16 protein-coding genes are annotated in these 15,606 nt (G+C 57.2%); 5 read left to right on the forward strand and 11 right to left on the reverse strand.

From position 1 onward, the window contains the following. Positions 1 to 52 precede the first annotated feature (52 nt). Complete coding sequence (locus tag C1Y42_RS17805) at positions 53 to 475, forward strand: hypothetical protein (protein ID WP_058758247.1); 423 nt, start codon at positions 53 to 55, stop codon at positions 473 to 475. A gap of 87 nt (positions 476 to 562) precedes the next feature. On the opposite strand, the gene speG is transcribed toward C1Y42_RS17805, so the two are convergent. From speG to C1Y42_RS17835, 6 genes are all read right to left on the reverse strand, one after another. After that, positions 563 to 1,108 carry a spermidine N1-acetyltransferase gene (speG, locus tag C1Y42_RS17810; protein ID WP_021506478.1) on the reverse strand — a complete coding sequence of 182 codons (546 nt, stop codon included), beginning with the start codon at positions 1,106 to 1,108 and terminating at the stop codon, positions 563 to 565. An 89-nt stretch (positions 1,109 to 1,197) separates the two neighbouring features. Beyond that, complete coding sequence (locus C1Y42_RS17815) at positions 1,198 to 1,863, reverse strand: ABC transporter ATP-binding protein (RefSeq protein ID WP_021506479.1); 666 nt, start codon at positions 1,861 to 1,863, stop codon at positions 1,198 to 1,200. After that, the gene (locus tag C1Y42_RS17820; RefSeq protein ID WP_088515750.1) at positions 1,856 to 2,689 is read right to left on the reverse strand and encodes an ABC transporter ATP-binding protein; all 834 of its coding nucleotides are present in this window, start codon (positions 2,687 to 2,689) and stop codon (positions 1,856 to 1,858) included. The genes C1Y42_RS17815 and C1Y42_RS17820 overlap by 8 nt, the downstream gene beginning before the upstream one ends. Beyond that, the gene (locus C1Y42_RS17825) at positions 2,679 to 3,536 is read right to left on the reverse strand and encodes an ABC transporter permease (RefSeq protein WP_031279350.1); all 858 of its coding nucleotides are present in this window, start codon (positions 3,534 to 3,536) and stop codon (positions 2,679 to 2,681) included. Before C1Y42_RS17825 ends, C1Y42_RS17820 begins: the two co-directional genes overlap by 11 nt. Continuing rightward, on the reverse strand, positions 3,533 to 4,585 hold the full coding sequence (locus C1Y42_RS17830; protein ID WP_104094049.1) for an ABC transporter permease: 1,053 nt from the start codon (positions 4,583 to 4,585) through the stop codon (positions 3,533 to 3,535). The genes C1Y42_RS17825 and C1Y42_RS17830 overlap by 4 nt, the downstream gene beginning before the upstream one ends. Beyond that, positions 4,585 to 6,153: an ABC transporter substrate-binding protein gene (locus C1Y42_RS17835; RefSeq protein WP_058776471.1), complete on the reverse strand. Its 1,569-nt coding sequence runs from the start codon at positions 6,151 to 6,153 to the stop codon at positions 4,585 to 4,587. The genes C1Y42_RS17830 and C1Y42_RS17835 overlap by 1 nt, the downstream gene beginning before the upstream one ends. A 751-nt stretch (positions 6,154 to 6,904) precedes the next feature. Between C1Y42_RS17835 and mgtA the strand changes: the two genes are divergently transcribed. Next, on the forward strand, positions 6,905 to 9,628 hold the full coding sequence (mgtA, locus tag C1Y42_RS17840; RefSeq protein WP_104094050.1) for a magnesium-translocating P-type ATPase: 2,724 nt from the start codon (positions 6,905 to 6,907) through the stop codon (positions 9,626 to 9,628). 159 nt (positions 9,629 to 9,787) lie between these two features. Further along, positions 9,788 to 10,465: an SDR family oxidoreductase gene (locus C1Y42_RS17845; RefSeq protein WP_059009968.1), complete on the forward strand. Its 678-nt coding sequence runs from the start codon at positions 9,788 to 9,790 to the stop codon at positions 10,463 to 10,465. A 37-nt stretch (positions 10,466 to 10,502) separates the two neighbouring features. Here the strand turns inward: C1Y42_RS17845 and C1Y42_RS17850 are convergent, their stop codons facing one another. From C1Y42_RS17850 to C1Y42_RS17865, 4 genes are all read right to left on the reverse strand, one after another. Beyond that, the gene (locus C1Y42_RS17850; protein ID WP_031279356.1) at positions 10,503 to 11,159 is read right to left on the reverse strand and encodes an epoxyqueuosine reductase QueH; all 657 of its coding nucleotides are present in this window, start codon (positions 11,157 to 11,159) and stop codon (positions 10,503 to 10,505) included. Between the two features lie 214 nt (positions 11,160 to 11,373). Then, complete coding sequence (locus tag C1Y42_RS17855) at positions 11,374 to 11,559, reverse strand: YegP family protein (protein ID WP_104094051.1); 186 nt, start codon at positions 11,557 to 11,559, stop codon at positions 11,374 to 11,376. Positions 11,560 to 11,750: 191 nt separating this feature from the next. Next, entirely contained in the window at positions 11,751 to 12,230 is a 480-nt protein-coding gene (locus C1Y42_RS17860) for a hypothetical protein (protein WP_233210734.1), read from the reverse strand. A 144-nt stretch (positions 12,231 to 12,374) separates the two neighbouring features. Then, positions 12,375 to 12,728 carry a hypothetical protein gene (locus C1Y42_RS17865; RefSeq protein WP_021506488.1) on the reverse strand — a complete coding sequence of 118 codons (354 nt, stop codon included), beginning with the start codon at positions 12,726 to 12,728 and terminating at the stop codon, positions 12,375 to 12,377. 449 nt (positions 12,729 to 13,177) lie between these two features. On the opposite strand from C1Y42_RS17865, the gene C1Y42_RS17870 reads away from it, so the two are divergent. Continuing rightward, positions 13,178 to 13,567 (forward strand): hypothetical protein, encoded by a 390-nt coding sequence (locus C1Y42_RS17870; RefSeq protein ID WP_104094052.1) that lies wholly within the window; start codon positions 13,178 to 13,180, stop codon positions 13,565 to 13,567. A 105-nt stretch (positions 13,568 to 13,672) separates the two neighbouring features. On the opposite strand, the gene C1Y42_RS17875 is transcribed toward C1Y42_RS17870, so the two are convergent. Beyond that, entirely contained in the window at positions 13,673 to 14,587 is a 915-nt protein-coding gene (locus tag C1Y42_RS17875; protein ID WP_104094053.1) for an AraC family transcriptional regulator, read from the reverse strand. A 230-nt stretch (positions 14,588 to 14,817) separates the two neighbouring features. Here C1Y42_RS17875 and C1Y42_RS17880 point away from each other — a divergent pair, with 230 nt between their 5' ends. Further along, positions 14,818 to 15,573 carry an SDR family NAD(P)-dependent oxidoreductase gene (locus tag C1Y42_RS17880; RefSeq protein ID WP_104094054.1) on the forward strand — a complete coding sequence of 252 codons (756 nt, stop codon included), beginning with the start codon at positions 14,818 to 14,820 and terminating at the stop codon, positions 15,571 to 15,573. Positions 15,574 to 15,606 lie beyond the last annotated feature (33 nt).

Here is a 15,606-nt window from a genome sequence, read left to right on the forward strand (position 1 = left end):
AGGCAGAGATGGCAGTTTAGACTGTCCTTTCTGATTCTGAAGCGGACCTGCTATGAACCTGCGACATCTTCTTCCCGCCTGTGCGCTGCTGCTGAGCGGCTGTGCCACCATTGTTGGCACCGAAACGCAACCGGTAAAAATTGACTCTGTGCCGCAGGGCGCGCGTTTCACCGTGCAGGATGAAACCGGCCGCGCGGTGGCGCAGGGCTATACGCCGCAGACGGTGGATCTGGCGAAATCCAATGGCACCTATTTCGGTAAGAAACATTATCAGGTGATGCTGGAGAGTCCGGGCTATGTGCCGCTGACGCTGCCCATCGAGGCCAGTGCCAACCTGTGGTACGTGCTGGGCAATATTCCGCTGCTCGGTTTCCCCGGCTGGCTGGTGGTCGATCCGTTTTATGGCGGCATGTATGACCTGAAGCCAGCGCACCCGCAGCCGCATCTCAACGTGGTCGGCGCGCGCGGCGGTTAATTTGCACGGATGCGTAGCGGCGCGATTTATCGCGCTTAGTTAAATACGCGCAATAAATTGCGCCGCTACGGTTCGTGCCGATGGTTATTATTGCGCGGTAGGTTTCACCATCGCATTACCGGATTTATGCTGTGCCAGGTACTGCTGCTGGAAAATGCACATGCGGATGGTGTTGCGGTACTCGCCGTTGATGAAAAACTCGTGCTTCAGCACGCCTTCCACCTCGAAACCGAGCTTGGTGTAGATATGAATCGCCTTCTCGTTCTCCTGATCGACAATCAGATACAGCTTGTAGAGATTGAGCACCGAAAAGCCGTAATCCATCGCCAGCTTTGCCGCTCTGCTGGCTAAGCCCTTGCCCTGATGCGCCGGGTCGATGATGATCTGAAACTCCGCCCGGCGATGCACGTGGTTGATCTCCACCAGCTCGACCAGCCCGGCTTTTTGCCCGTCGTGTTCCACCACAAAGCGCCGCTCGGTCTGATCGTGGATGTGCTTATCATACAGGTCAGAAAGCTCCACAAACGCTTCGTACGGCTCTTCAAACCAGTAGCGCATTACGCTGGCATTGTTATCCAGCTGATGGACAAAGTGCAGATCTTCCCGCTCCAGCGGACGTAATTTTACCGTCATACGGTGTTCCTTTAGATGACTGAATGGCTGTTGGGCAGCGGCGCAATCTACCTTCGGGATAAACCGCGCCGCGTTGCGCTCATGCCATGCTAACCAACAATCCGGCCCTGCGCCATGCGCGCGGCGCGATCGCACATATGATCGATCACGTCAGGATCGTGGCTGACCAGCACCATCGTCAGGCCATCATTCTGTTTCAGATCGTTAAGCAGATTCAGGATCTCGGCCTGCACCGACATATCCAGCGCCGACGTCGGCTCATCCAGCAGCAGGATCTTAGGCTCCAGCAGCAGGGCGCGCACGATGGCCACGCGCTGACGCTGTCCGCCGGACAGCTGATGCGGATAGCGATCCGCCAGCGCCGGATCCAGCCCGACATGGCGGAAGCCCGCGTTGATGCGATCGTCGATGTTATCGCGTCGCAGCAGCTTAAGCGGTTCCGCCAGCGTGCGGCGCAGCCGGTGGCGCGGATGCAGCGAAGCGTAGGGATCCTGAAACACCATCTGCACATCGCGCCGCAGCTGGCCGGTAAAGGGTTTGCCCGGCTGCACGGCGGTATTCGCCAGCGTCATCTGGCCGCGCCAGTGCGGATTCAGTCCGGCCATCACCCACAGCAGCGACGATTTACCGCAGCCGGAAGGCCCCACCAGACCGAAACACTCGCCGGCCGCCACCTGCAGGTTCACATCGTGCACCACGGTGCGCAGTTCATAACCCTGTTTGTGCGAGACGCTCAGGTTGGCTAATTCAATCATGCATCTTCTCCAGCGCCGCGCGATCCAGCACCGGCAGGCGTTCGCCATGCGTCGCTTTACCCGGACGGCAGGCCCACAGCGTGCGGGTATAAGGATGGCTGGCGTCCGACAGCTGCGCCGCCGGCAGGGTGTCCAGCAGGCGGCCTTTATACATCACCATCACCCGCTGACAGTGCTCGGAGACCTGTTGCAGATCGTGACTGATCAGTAGCAGGCCCATGTTGCGCTGCTCCACCAGGCGACGAATCAGCGCCAGCACCTGATCGCGCATGGCGTGATCGAGCGCCGAGGTTGGCTCATCGGCAATCAGCAGATCGGGATCGGTAATCAGCGCGATCGCCAGCATCACGCGCTGGCCCATGCCGCCGGAGAGCTGATGCGGATAGCGCTTCATCAGCTGGCGCGGCTCGGGCAGGCCCACCGCGTCCAGCATCTCGCACACTTTCTCTTTGCGCTCGGCACGGCTCAGCTTGCGGTGCAGCACCAGCGGCTCTTCAACCTGCCAGCCAATGGTGCGCGTCGGGTTGAGCGCGTATTTCGGATCCTGCATGACCATCGCCACTTTGCCGCCGCGCAGGCCAATCCAGTCGCGCTCGCGCAGGTGCAGGGCGTCTGCGCCCGCCACCTGCAGCCGGTCAGCCTGCAGCTGCAGCGCGGGCGACAGCAGGCCCATCAGCGCACGCGCGGTCAGGGATTTGCCCGAGCCGGATTCACCGACCAGCGCCACGCGTTCGCGGCCAAGGGTAAAGCTGATGTTATCCACCAGCAGCGCGTCGTGGCTGCGAATCGTCAGCCCCTGCGCATCAATTAACAGATCATTTGGCATGGCGGGTATCCAGTCGGTCACGCAGGCCGTCGCCTGTCAGGTTAAACGCCAGGCTGGCGAACAGAATGGCTGCGCCGGGCGCTGCCGCCACCCACCATTGGTCGAAAATCACTTTACTGCCTTCTGCCACCATTGAGCCCCATTCGGCGGTTGGCGGCTGTACGCCCATGCCAAGGAAGCCCAGCCCGGCGGCAGAAAGAATAATCCCGCCGAGGCTCAGCGCGGCACGCACCACGGCGGTCGGCAGGCAGAGCGGCAGAATGTGGCCAAACATCAGGCGCAGGCCGGTAATACCCTGCATGCGCGCGGCGGCGAGGTAATCGCTGCGGCGCAATGCCAGGGTTTCCGCGCGTGCCTGCCGGGCAAACGGCGGCCAGCTGGTGAGCGCCAGCGCCAGCGCGCCGTTCATCAGGCCCGGACCCAGCATCGCCACCAGCGCCAGCGCAATCACCAGGTTGGGCAGCGACAGGAAAATATCGGTGATGCGCATCAGCACGCGTTCGGTCCAGCCGCCGACGTAGCCGGCGGTGATGCCGACTAACAGGCCAACCGGGATAGTCAGCACCAGAATCAGCGACACCAGCAGCAGCGTCGGACGTGCGCCGTAAATCACGCGCGACAATAAATCGCGGCCGAAGCCGTCGGTGCCGAACCAGTGCAGCGCCGACGGCGCCAGCAGACGCTGTTCAATCACCTGCGCGTTAGGATCAAACGGCGCCAGCAGCGGTGCCAGCAGCGCCATGGCCACCAGCACGATCACCAGCGTCAGGCCGATGGTCAGCGAAGTGATACGCGCCCGGCGCCGGCGCGGACGCACGGTTTCCAGTTCATGAAGTTGTTGAGTCATCGGGTTCTCGGATCGGTTAACCAGGTGAGGGCGTCGGCCACGGCATTGAGCAGGATAAAGCAGCTGCCAATCAGCAACGTAGCGCCGAGAATCGCCGGAACATCCGCGGAAAACAGCGCGTTGGTCATATAGCGACCGACGCCCGGCCAGGCGAATACGGTTTCCGTCAGCACGGACCCTTCCAGCAGCGTGGCGTAGGAGAGGGCGATAACGGTGATTAGCGTGCCCAGCACGTTGGGGAAAATATGACGCAGCAGAATGCGCGCCCGGCCAGCGCCTTTCGCGCGCGCCAGCACCACATACTCTTTGCTGCTCTCTTCCAGCAGCGCCGCGCGCAGCAGGCGCGTAATGCCTGCCATCGCCAGCAGGCCGAGAATCACCACCGGCAGCCACAGATGCGCAATTGCGTTGCGAAACATTTCCGCATCGCCGGAGAGCCAGCTATCAATCAGTACAAAGCCGGTCTTCGGTTCAAGGGTATAAATCCAGATATCATCCAGCTGGCCCGGACCGGCGGACCAGTGCAGCACGGCGTAGAACAGCAGCAGGCCCAGCAGGCCGAGCCAGAACACCGGCACCGAGTAGCCCAGCAGCGAGATAAAGCGCGCCACGTTATCAATGACGCTGCCCGGTTTCCACGCTGCCAGCAGCGCGAGCGTCACGCCGAACACCGCAGCGAAAATCATCGAACAGGTCGCCAGCTCAAGCGTGGCGGGGAAGGTGCGCATCAGGTCGGCGCTGACCGGCTGATTGGTGAGATGCGACAGGCCGAGATTGCCCTGCGCCAGCTGGCTGATATAGCGCCAGAACTGCACCAGCACCGGCTGATCCAGCCCAAGATCGTGACGCACCTGAGCATAGGTGGCTTCGCTGGCGTGATCGCCGGCGATTTGCTGCACCGGGTCGACTGGCGACAGGTGCGACAGCATGAAAGTAAACGCTAACAAACCCACCAGCGTCACCAGCAGCGACAGCAGGCTGGTGACGAGGCGGCTGAAGCGCTGCCAGAGTGGCCGGGCGAACCCGGCCGATGACGCTGACGCTGCCATTACTTCGAAACCTGCGCGTAATACACCATGTCCGGGTTGATCCCCTGCACATAGCCCTGCAGATTGTCGCGCAGCGCAATCAGGTTACGCGCCTGCAGGCCAATCACGTACGGCGAGTTCTTCAGCACTTCGCGCTGCATCGCCTGATAAAGCGCAACGCGCTTATTGCTGTCGGCTTCGGCCGTCGCCGCCAGCGTCTGTTTGCTCAGCTCCGGGATGTGCCAGTCTGAACGGTAAGCAATGGTTTTGCTGCCATCTTCCGGGTTGTATGCGAAGGAGGCGGCGTTGGTGTTCGGGTCGAAGTAATCCGCGCCCCAGGCGTTGAGCGTAGCTTCATACTGATGCGCCTTCACGCGGGTGGAGACTTCAGAGCTTAAGCCCGGCTGCACTTCCACCTTCACGCCGCCTTTGGCGAAGCTGCCCTGCAGCGCCTGCGCGATATCAAGGTACGGAGGCTGATTGCTGGTAGAGAGCTTAAAGCTGACGTTGGTCAGGCCGGCCTTTTGCAGAATCGCTTTGGCTTTCTCCGGATCGTAGCTGTAAGGCGTGTCGTTCAGCGCACCGAGGAAACCCTTCGGCAGGAAGGTCTGGTGCACTTCAAACTGGCCTTTCAGCAGGTCATTGGCGATACCTTTGTAGTCGAAGAGGTAACGTGCCGCTTCCCACAGCGCCGGGTTCTTCAGTACCGGATTGGCACCGACGTTGAACTGAATGTAGTAGAGCGACGCCATCGGAATCGCTTCGGTCTTCACGCCGGCTTTGCCCTTCAGCGCAGCGATCTGGTCAGCACCGAGGTTACGCGCGATATCGACATCGCCCTGTTCCAGCAGCAGACGGCGCGCTGCCGGCTCCGGCACGTTTTTGATCAGAATGTTTTTCAGCTTCGGTGCACCGGCCGGTGAGGTCGGGTTGGCGCTGAGCAGTATCGCTTCATGCAGCACCACTTTACGAATCTGGAACGGGCCGCTGCCGGCCGAGTGGGTGCCGAGCCACGCATGGCCGAAATCACCGTTTTTGGCGTTGGCCTGCGCGGTTTTTTCATCAACGATCGAGGAGACCGGCGCGGACAGCAGGCTCAGCACATAGGCCGGGCTGACGTTGGCGCTCCAGCTAATCTGCACGTGGTCTTCATCGACCTTTTTCAGGAAGCTGTCAACGTTGTCTTTGTTCCAGCCGAGCTGGGTCAGAATAAAGGACGGATCGAGGTTGAGTTTCACCACGCGGCCCAGCGAGAAGATGACATCTTCCGGGCGCAGCGGGTTACCGCTGGCGAATTTCGCGTCTTTGCGCAGCGCAAACGTCAGGCTGCGGTTATCGCTGCCCGGCTGCCATGACGTGGCCAGCGTTGGCTTAAGATCGGTCGGATTGGCCGGATCGGACTGCACCAGGCGCTGATAAATGTTAGTGAACGCTTGCACCGTGGTCAGTTCAAAGCCCTGGGCCGGATCAAAGCTGTCCGCATCATCCGTAGACTGCGCAATCACCAGCGTATCTTTCGGCGTGGCGGCCTGCGCGGAGAAGGCGGCTACCAGCGACAGCGCCAGCAGTGAGGGAATAATTTTTTTCATGTTGTTTCCTTGCCTTAAAAAAGTAACGCGAGTTTACGAGAGCGCTACAGTGAAGAATAGTCAATTTATGGCTATGCATATGCCGTAAGGTTCTAAGCGGTGCGCTTCAGTTATAAGCAAGAGGGCGTAACGCGATCGGATTAACCTGATGCACCTTATATCCGCACGCATTATCAACCAAATCGCAACGAAAATTAAATCAACCTGAACCCCAGAATAATTAACTTTACTTCGCTTTTCGCCCTCCTATAATAGCCGCAACTTCACACAGGAGAATTCAGTTGGACAGTCACCCTTATCGATGGCAATACAAGGCAAGCTGACGCGCGAATTCTTTTGTCGCTGCTTGCCAACATGGCGGGCAGCAATCCTCACCTGTTTCTGATGATTGTTCCCTGATAATGACACCATAGCGGGCTGATGCCCGTGGGAATAGCATCATGCACATGATTTTAAACGCACTTTTTCCTCCGCCTCGATGCGCGCGCTGATCTTCAGCGTGCTGAGCTTCCCTGCGCGTTAAGCCGCTTCAGGCTGCTGCTGCGCGCAGTGTTATCCAGGATTATGTTATTTCACTCGTTATTCAGCGAGCGACTTTCTTCGCCCATTATTTCCGGGAGGTAATATGGAAATTCCCGACAGGTTAATTTTAATTTAATCCGGTCACGCCGTGACAATTAATCTTTTCGACTTGTGCGCCTGGCGCGCAGGGATCGTTATTGCCGTAAAAAAATAAACGAGGAGTGTCATCATGACTGACATGAAACTCAACCAGGAAAAAAAAGCCTGGAACACCGTGCGTCCGGCACGTCAGAAAACCGCACGCTATCTGATTGAAGACGAAGCCGCTTTTACCGCCGACGAAACGCTGCTGCGCCTGCGCAGCGATGCGCTGGGGCTGGTCGAGCGCGAAGCGGAAGCGCGGCTGCAGATTTATGGTCGCAATCAGGTGGAGCATGATAAAGCGCCACCGGCGCTGGTGCAGCTGATTCAGGCTTTCAATAATCCGTTCATCTATGTGCTGCTGGCGCTGGCGCTGGTGAGCTTTTTCACCGACTACTGGATGCCGCTGCGCCATGGCGAGGAGACCGATCTGACCGGTGTCATCATCATTGTGACGATGGTAACGCTCAGCGGTTTGCTGCGCTTCTGGCAGGAGTTCCGCACCAACAAAGCGGCACAGGCGCTGAAATCGATGGTGCGCACCACCGCCACCGTGCTGCGCCGGGAATCGGTACAGCAGGCGCCGCAGAAACAGGAAGTGGACATCACCAGCCTGGTGCCCGGCGACATCATCTATCTCTCGGCGGGCGATCTGGTGCCAGCCGATGTGCGGCTGCTCGACTCACGCGATCTGTTTATCAGCCAGGCGATTCTGACCGGCGAATCGCTGCCGGTGGAGAAATATGATGTCACCGGCCACGTGGCCAGCAAGCAGGCCAGCGCCAGCGACAAAGATGCGTCGCTGCTGGAACTGGGCAGCGTATGTCTGATGGGCACTAACGTCTCCAGCGGCAGCGCCAAAGCGGTGGTGGTGGCGACCGGCGGGGAAACTTACTTCGGCAGCCTGGCGAAATCGATTGTTGGTAACCGCACACAAACCGCTTTCGATCGCGGCGTGAACAGCGTCAGCTGGCTGCTGATTCGCTTCATGCTGGTGATGGTGCCGGTGGTGCTGCTGATTAACGGCCTGACCAAAGGCGACTGGCTGGATGCTTCGCTGTTCGCGCTGGCGGTGGCGGTGGGACTGACGCCGGAAATGCTGCCGATGATTGTCAGCTCGAATCTGGCCAAAGGGGCGATTGCCATGTCGCGCCGAAAAGTGATCGTCAAACGCCTGAACGCGATCCAGAACCTCGGCGCCATGGACATTTTGTGTACCGACAAAACCGGCACGCTGACGCAGGACAACATTATCCTCGAGCACCATCTCGATTGTGCCGGGGTAGAGAACTCGCGCGTCCTGATGCTGAGCTGGCTCAACAGCCATTACCAGAGCGGCACGCCTAACCTGATGGACCGCGCCATCCTGCGTTACGGCAAAGGACGCATCAGCGCGGACATGAGCGACTACTACAGCAAAGTGGATGAGCTGCCGTTTGATTTTGTGCGTCGTCGCGTTTCAGTGGTGGTGCGTGACCGCCGCCTCAACCAGCAGATGCTGATCTGTAAGGGCGCGGTCGAGGAGATGCTGAGCATTGCCAGCGCCGAACGCGAAGGCAAACTGATTCAGCCGCTCAATGAAACCCGTCGTGCGGAGCTGCTGGCGCTGGCGCATCAGTACAATCAACAGGGCTTCCGCGTGCTGCTGGTGGCCAGCCGCGCGCTGGCGGAGCCGGGTCTGCAACAGGCGCTGAGCGTCGCGGATGAGCAGGGGCTGACCATCGAAGGGCTGCTGACCTTCCTCGATCCGCCGAAGGAGAGTGCGGCGAAGGCGATTACCGCGCTGAACGAGAACGGCGTAACGGTCAAAGTGCTGACCGGCGATAATCCGGTAGTGACGGCGCGCATCTGTCAGCAGGTGGGCATCGAATGTGGCGAGATCCTCACCGGCGAGGCGATTGCGGCGATGAGCGATGAGCAGCTGGCGCAGGCCGCGGCGCGCAGCTCGGTGTTTGCCAAACTGACGCCGCTGCAGAAGTCACGCATTCTGCGTGCGCTGCAGCAGCAGGGCCACACGGTGGGTTTTCTCGGTGACGGCATCAATGATGCGCCGGCGCTGCGTGACGCCGATGTGGGGATCTCGGTCGACAGCGCGGCGGACATCGCCAAAGAGTCTTCTGACATCATCCTGCTGGAAAAGGATTTAATGGTGCTGGAAGAGGGCGTGATGAAGGGGCGCGAGACGTTTGGCAACATCATCAAGTACCTGAACATGACCGCCAGTTCCAACTTCGGCAATGTGTTCTCGGTGCTGGTGGCGAGCGCGTTCATTCCGTTCCTGCCGATGCTGGCGATTCACCTGCTGATTCAGAACCTGATGTACGATCTGTCACAGCTGGCGCTGCCGTGGGACAAAATGGATCGCGAGTTCCTGCGCAAACCACGCAAATGGGACGCGCGCAACATCAAGCGCTTTATGCTGTGGATTGGGCCAACGTCGTCAATTTTTGACATCACCACTTTTGCGCTGATGTGGTACGTGTTCGCGGCGAATACCCCAGCGATGCAGTCACTGTTCCAGTCCGGCTGGTTTGTGGAAGGGCTGCTGTCGCAGACGCTGGTGGTGCACATGCTGCGCACGCGCAAGATTCCGTTTATCCAGAGCCGCGCGGCGCTGCCGGTGCTGCTGACCACCGCCTGCGTAATGATTGCCGGCATTCTGCTGCCGTTCTCGCCGCTCGGCGCGATGGTCGGCCTGGTGCCGCTGCCATGGAGCTATTTCCCCTGGCTGCTGGCCACGCTGCTCGGTTACTGCCTGGTAGCGCAGGGCATGAAAACGCTGTACATCAAGCGCTTTGGCCAGTGGTTCTGAGTGCAGGAGGCGCGATGAAGCAACGCAACCTGGATAAAACGGTGTGCCACCTGCTGATAATTATGGTGGTCATCGTCGTGCTAACGTTAGTGTTCCGGTAAGGACAACAGGGCAGGGTATCCTGCCCTTTTTCGTGGCACACCAACCAGCGAGAGACAGATGAGCCAACAACAGCGAGCATTGATTATTGGGGCGTCAAAAGGCATTGGCCTGGCCGTGGTGCAGCAACTACTGCAGGCGGGCTGGCAGGTGACCGCCACCTACCGTTCCACGGCGGTTTCGTTTCAGCATCCGCAGCTGCAGTGGCTGGCGCTGGATATCACCGATGGCGCGCAGCGTGACGCGCTGGTCCGGCAGCTCGGCGACGCACCCTTTGATTGCATCCTGATTAACGCCGGGATTCTCGGTCCGCACGCATCGCAGCTGCGCGACGTGGACGATGCGCAGCTCAGCGAGCTGTTCTTTACCAATGCGGTGGCGCCGGTGCGCCTGGCGGAGAGCCTGCTGCCGCTGCTGCGCGACAAACAGAGCGTGCTGGGCCTGACCACGTCGCGTCTCGCCAGCCTCAACGAGAACCGTGACGCGGCGATGCCGTTCTACTCAGCCAGCAAAGCGGCGCTGAATATGCTGAGCCGCGCGCTGGCGACGCAGATGCACCAGCAGGGCTGCACCTTGCTGTCACTGCATCCGGGCTGGGTAAAAACGGATATGGGCGGTGAGGGCGCGGATATCACCGTCACCGAGAGTGCGCAGGGCATGGTCACGCAACTGCAGCAGTTTAGCGGGCGTGGCGGCCATCATTACGTGGATTACCGCGGCCAGCTGCTGAACTGGTAATGCTTAGCCTGCTGGTTAGCACCAGCAGGTTTTTTTCTTACTCATCCGGCGAATAGTACTGCACGCCGATTTCGATACGTTCGCGACCGCTTGCTACGCGGTGGCGGTTGGTATCGCGCAGCGAATAGATGCAGCCGCAATACTCCTGCTGATAGAAGCGCTCGCGCTTGCTGATCTCAATCATGCGCGACGAACCGCCACCTTTACGCCAGTTAAACTCCCAGTACAGCATATCCGGATAGCGTGCCGCCGCGCGTACGCCGCAGTCGTTGATTTGCTGCATATTCTTCCAGCGCGAAATGCCAAGTGAACTGGTGATCACCGGAAAGCCGTGTTCATGCGCGTACAGCGCGGTGCGCTCGAAGCGCATGTCGAAACACATAGTGCAGCGCACGCCGCGCTCCGGCTCCCACTCCATGCCACGCGCGCGCTCGAACCAGTTGTCTTTGTCGTAATCGGCATCAACAAAAGGCACGCCAAACTGCTCGGCAAAGCGGATGTTCTCCTCTTTGCGCAGCTCGTACTCTTTCAGCGGATGGATGTTAGGGTTGTAGAAGAAGATGGTGTAATCGATGCCGGAAGCCAGCATCGCTTCCATCACTTCTCCCGAGCAGGGAGCGCAGCAGGAGTGCAGCAGCACTTTATTATGGCCATTCGGCAAGGGCAGCGGCTGGCGTTGAAATGTATCGGACATAAAGTTAATTAATGGTTAAGGGCGATGCGGCAAGTGTAGGGGCAAAGGCCGGCCGATGCAAAGCGTCGGTGGCGATTGAGGGTGGGGGCCTGTGGTACTGCGTGGTACCCGCTCGCCGGGGATGCTTAGCGGCGCGATTGATCGTGTAATACATTGCGCCGCTTGCAGGGTCAATGACCCACCTTCGCGCATCACTGCGCAGTCATGCGCGAGGTCAGGTCTCGTCGTGAATGGTGGTCGACGTACCGTTTTGCTGCACCGAGCGGATGCCGTTTTCCGCCGCCTGTTTAGAGCTGTACATCTCGCTGGTGGCGATGGTTTCGCCGTTGCTGGCTTTAAGCACAAACCAGTATTTCTGCGACAATGCCGTATCACTTTTTCTCAGTACGTAATATCCCATGTGCTTTCTCCTTGTGCCGACACCCGATGGCCGGTTCGCTTACTATTCGCGCAGCCTGCTTATTAATCAATCACTGATTAGGAATTTGCCCGAATCCAGGAGCGGGATCGCAGCGTTTTGTATCAATCCGGTTGCTGGCAGGCACAAAAAAGGCCGCATGGCGGCCTTTTGGGGTAATGAGCTCGTGTTTATTACGCGGGTAAAGCCGTGATGTTCATGAATCGGGTAAATGCTTTACTGCGGGAGACACCTTTCGGATCGCTGAAAAATGGCAGCTGGAATTTCGGTGAATCTTCCAGTGTCAGGCCCCAGATATAATCACCGATAAAACGAAACTGAAGTGAATGGTCACTGATATGCAATTGCTCAAATGTGCCGGAGTTACACTCATTGCCAATAGTGACAATTTCCTGAATGCCCAGAGAGGAATCAATCAGCACAATAGTCAGTGATTCCTCGTAGAGCACGTCATCCGTGACAAACAGCACATAGCGGTTATCAGTAACTCTGACTGCTGCCTCAAGGATTTTTCCGGGGATGATTATGCCGGTAGAACTACCACTGAGTAATACCTCTGATTTCGCCTGTTCGCGGTCCGTTGCGTGTTGCACCTCAACCAAGGATACATCATTAACTATTTGCATCAGCGCCAAATCCATCCCATTTGCCATGCCGCGAGAGCAGCTCCTGCGAATGAAATTTAACTAAGTTCGCTGCGGATTAATATGCTTATGATGTAAAAACGCCTGATGCAGTGCACCAGGCGTTTTCGACTCAAATGAATGCAGAGCAATCGCTGTCTACATCAGAAGAAATTACTCAGAGACTTTCTTCTTCAGATCGCTGGCACCTTCTTTGGTTTTGTTCCAGCCTTTCTGCGCGCCTTCTTTGGTGGCGTCCCAACCTTTTTCAGTACCTTCTTTGGTGCTGTTCCAGGCTTTCTGTGAGTTTTCACTCGCTTTGCTGGTCAGGCTATCGCTTTTGCCTTCGGCAGCATGTTTGGCTTTGAGCTGCTGCTCTTCACCCTGATGCTGCGCCTGATGCAGTTTCTCTTTCGCCGTATTGGCGCCCGCTTTGGCGTCAGCTACGGTTTCATCGGTTGCGTGTGTGGCGGCAAACGCCGTAGAAGTCAGAAGAATGGCGGATAACGCAATAATCGTCTTTTTCATAATATATTCCCTCATTAAGCATCATAAGTGTTATGAGCGTAGTTAAGAGTGGCACAGAGCGCAACGCAGGGCATTAGGAATAAACTGTAAGTGAATCGTACCGTTTCTGTGGGCGTTTCTGGCATAAGTGCGCAGCCGTGTGCCGTAGGGGCCAGCCATGCGCAATGCTGGCGCAGCGCAGAGGATAAAGAAACGATGTGTGCTAAATGCAATAGTCGGCTAGAGAAAAGGCGGGGCAGCAGCGCAAGCCTAAAAGTCGTGCGATTTTTTGTGCAGGTACTGGAAGTAAGACGTAAAAGACAGCTCGAATCTCGCCATAGCCGATCAGGCATGACTTTGATTGAGATTACCGAAGCCCTGAGCAGTAGGTTGATTGACTCAAAAGCTTCAAATAATGCAGACAAGATCATTATAATGTCTATCTGAGTCAGGCCAGGGAGGTAAGAATTATGGATGAAAAAACCAACAAGAAGTTGAAGAAGATTCAATCAAAAATTCGGGGTAATGATTTTAACAGGGCTGAGTTACTTAGTTTCAGAGCCGGTTATAAAGAGATAAATTCGGTTTTTACAAAGAAAATTACCTCGGATATTAACCTGCGTTCAGTCATCGCGATCTTGTCAAATGATGTGTCTTCAGTTGTCGTTATTTATCTTTATATTCTGATTCTTTTTACGGCGGCTTTTTGTTTTGTCGGTGAAACAGAAGGTGCAGGATTATTTTTTGGCATGATAGGTATTTCTGCTGTAGTGCATTTCATTTACACGGCCAGGAAAAATAAATTAGGACTCTTCACCCAAGTGAAGCTGGTTAATCTCTATATTAGAAGTATTTTTTAAAAATCCTTCTTGTAACCCCCTCTTCGGAAACGACAGACTCGAACAATTTATTGCCTGTTTGAGACGTCGTTAACCGTGAATGTTGACACAGCATTGTGCGAAAAATCAACTGCGCCACGCAGGCTCACCGGACAGAACTGAACGCTCGAGTGCGCGGGTTTCCCGAATATTCCGGGCTGGCGGTGAACCAAACAGCCGTGAGTATTCACGAGTAAACTGCGTCACACTCTCATATCCCACCGCATTAGCGGCAATACCGATCGCTGTCCCCTCCGTCAGCATCAGTCTCCGCGCTTCAAGCAGGCGCAGCTGTTTCTGGAATTGCAGCGGGGTGAGCGTGGTGACATGGCGGAAATGCGTATGAAATACCGAGAGGCTCATACCGGCGGCGTCAGCGAGGGTTTTCATGCGCAGCGGTTGCGCATAATTGGCCCGAATGATCGCGACTGCCCGTGCAATCCGCCGGGCATGGCTGTCAGTGCTGCCGAGGGCGCGCAGCGCGCTGCCGTGTCGTCCTGACAATAGCCAGTAATGTAACTCCCGCACCAACTGGCTGCCCAGCACGGCGAGCGCGCGCGGTCTGCTGAGCATGTTCAGCAGGCGCAAAGCGGCTTCTGCCACATCTTCTTCGATCTGATCAATGCTGACGGGCAAATCCGTGGCAGCCTCCAGCCCGACCATGTTTGCCATCAGTTCACTAATCACCGCCGCATCCAGTTCCACGACCAGAGAATAATAAGGGGTGTCGGCACTGGCGCTGATAACCTGACTCACGGTTGGCACGTCCATGGTGATCAGCAAGGATTCCCCCGCGCCGAAATCAAAACGATCGCTGCCCATGGTCACGCGTTTACTGCCTTGCAGCACCATTGCGATCAACGGTTTAGTGATCGCGAATTGCAACGCGGTAGGCGCGGTCTCGCGCAGAATGAACACCCCATCAACTGGCGTTGCGGCAACCCCCGCTCCGTTGTGGTGTTCATCAGCGTAATGTCGTGCCGCCTGCAGCAAAGCCGCCATCCTCCCGGCAGAGTTGAATTCATCGTCCCGTGCAGTGCGTTCCTCATACGAGTGATCACGCTTTTTCATATTATCAGGCAATAAAATAAAAATTTACGGTGCAGTTATTCTAGTAAATACGGCATCAAATAAAAATATAAAAATAATCAGGCAATAATTAAAAATTATTGGGCAACCTCGTAAGTCTGTCGATTGTTAGAATCACTCTCCCACTATTGAGGAGATATTTCATGACAACCCTTTCTCTTGTTACTGGCGCCAGCCGGGGTCTTGGCCGTAATACCGCACTGAGCATTGCCCGCCATGGTGGTGATGTCATCGTGACTTATCGTACGGGTAAAGAAGCGGCGGATGCCGTGGTGAATGAAATCCAGGCGCTTGGCCGTAAGGCAGTTGCGCTGCAACTGGACACTAGCAACGTATCGTCTTTCCCTGGTTTCGTCGCCGCCGTGCGCAATATCCTGAAAGATGACTGGGGACGCGAAACGTTCGACCATCTGATCAACAACGCCGGGCAAGGGGAAATGGCCGACTTTAGCGCAACCACGGAAGAGCAGTTCGACGCGTTATTTAACGTACACGTCAAAGGAGTGTTTTTTCTGACGCAGTCGCTGCTGCCGCTGCTGGTCGATGGCGGACGCATCGTCAACTTCTCTTCGGGGCTGACCCGCGTGTCGTTCCCGGGTTTCTCGGCCTACTCGGCTGCCAAGGGCGCCGTTGAAATACTCTCCGTGTATATGGCGAAAGAACTGGGCAGCCGCGGCATCACCGTGAATACCGTGGCCCCGGGAGCGATTGAGACCGACTTCCTGGGTGGCGCGGTGCGTGACATCCCCGATTACAACCAGGCGTTTGCTGGCATGACCGCGCTGGGTCGCGTGGGGCTGCCTGATGACATCGGTCCGATGATTGCCAGCCTGCTGGGACCGGACAACCGCTGGGTCACCGGTCAGCGTATTGAAGTCTCCGGTGGGCAGTCAATTTAGTTGCCCGATGATGGATTCCGCCCGGTGCGGAAT

The sequence above is a fragment of the Pantoea sp. ICBG 985 genome (genome assembly GCF_002928365.1).
Lineage (GTDB): Bacteria > Pseudomonadota > Gammaproteobacteria > Enterobacterales > Enterobacteriaceae > Pantoea > Pantoea dispersa.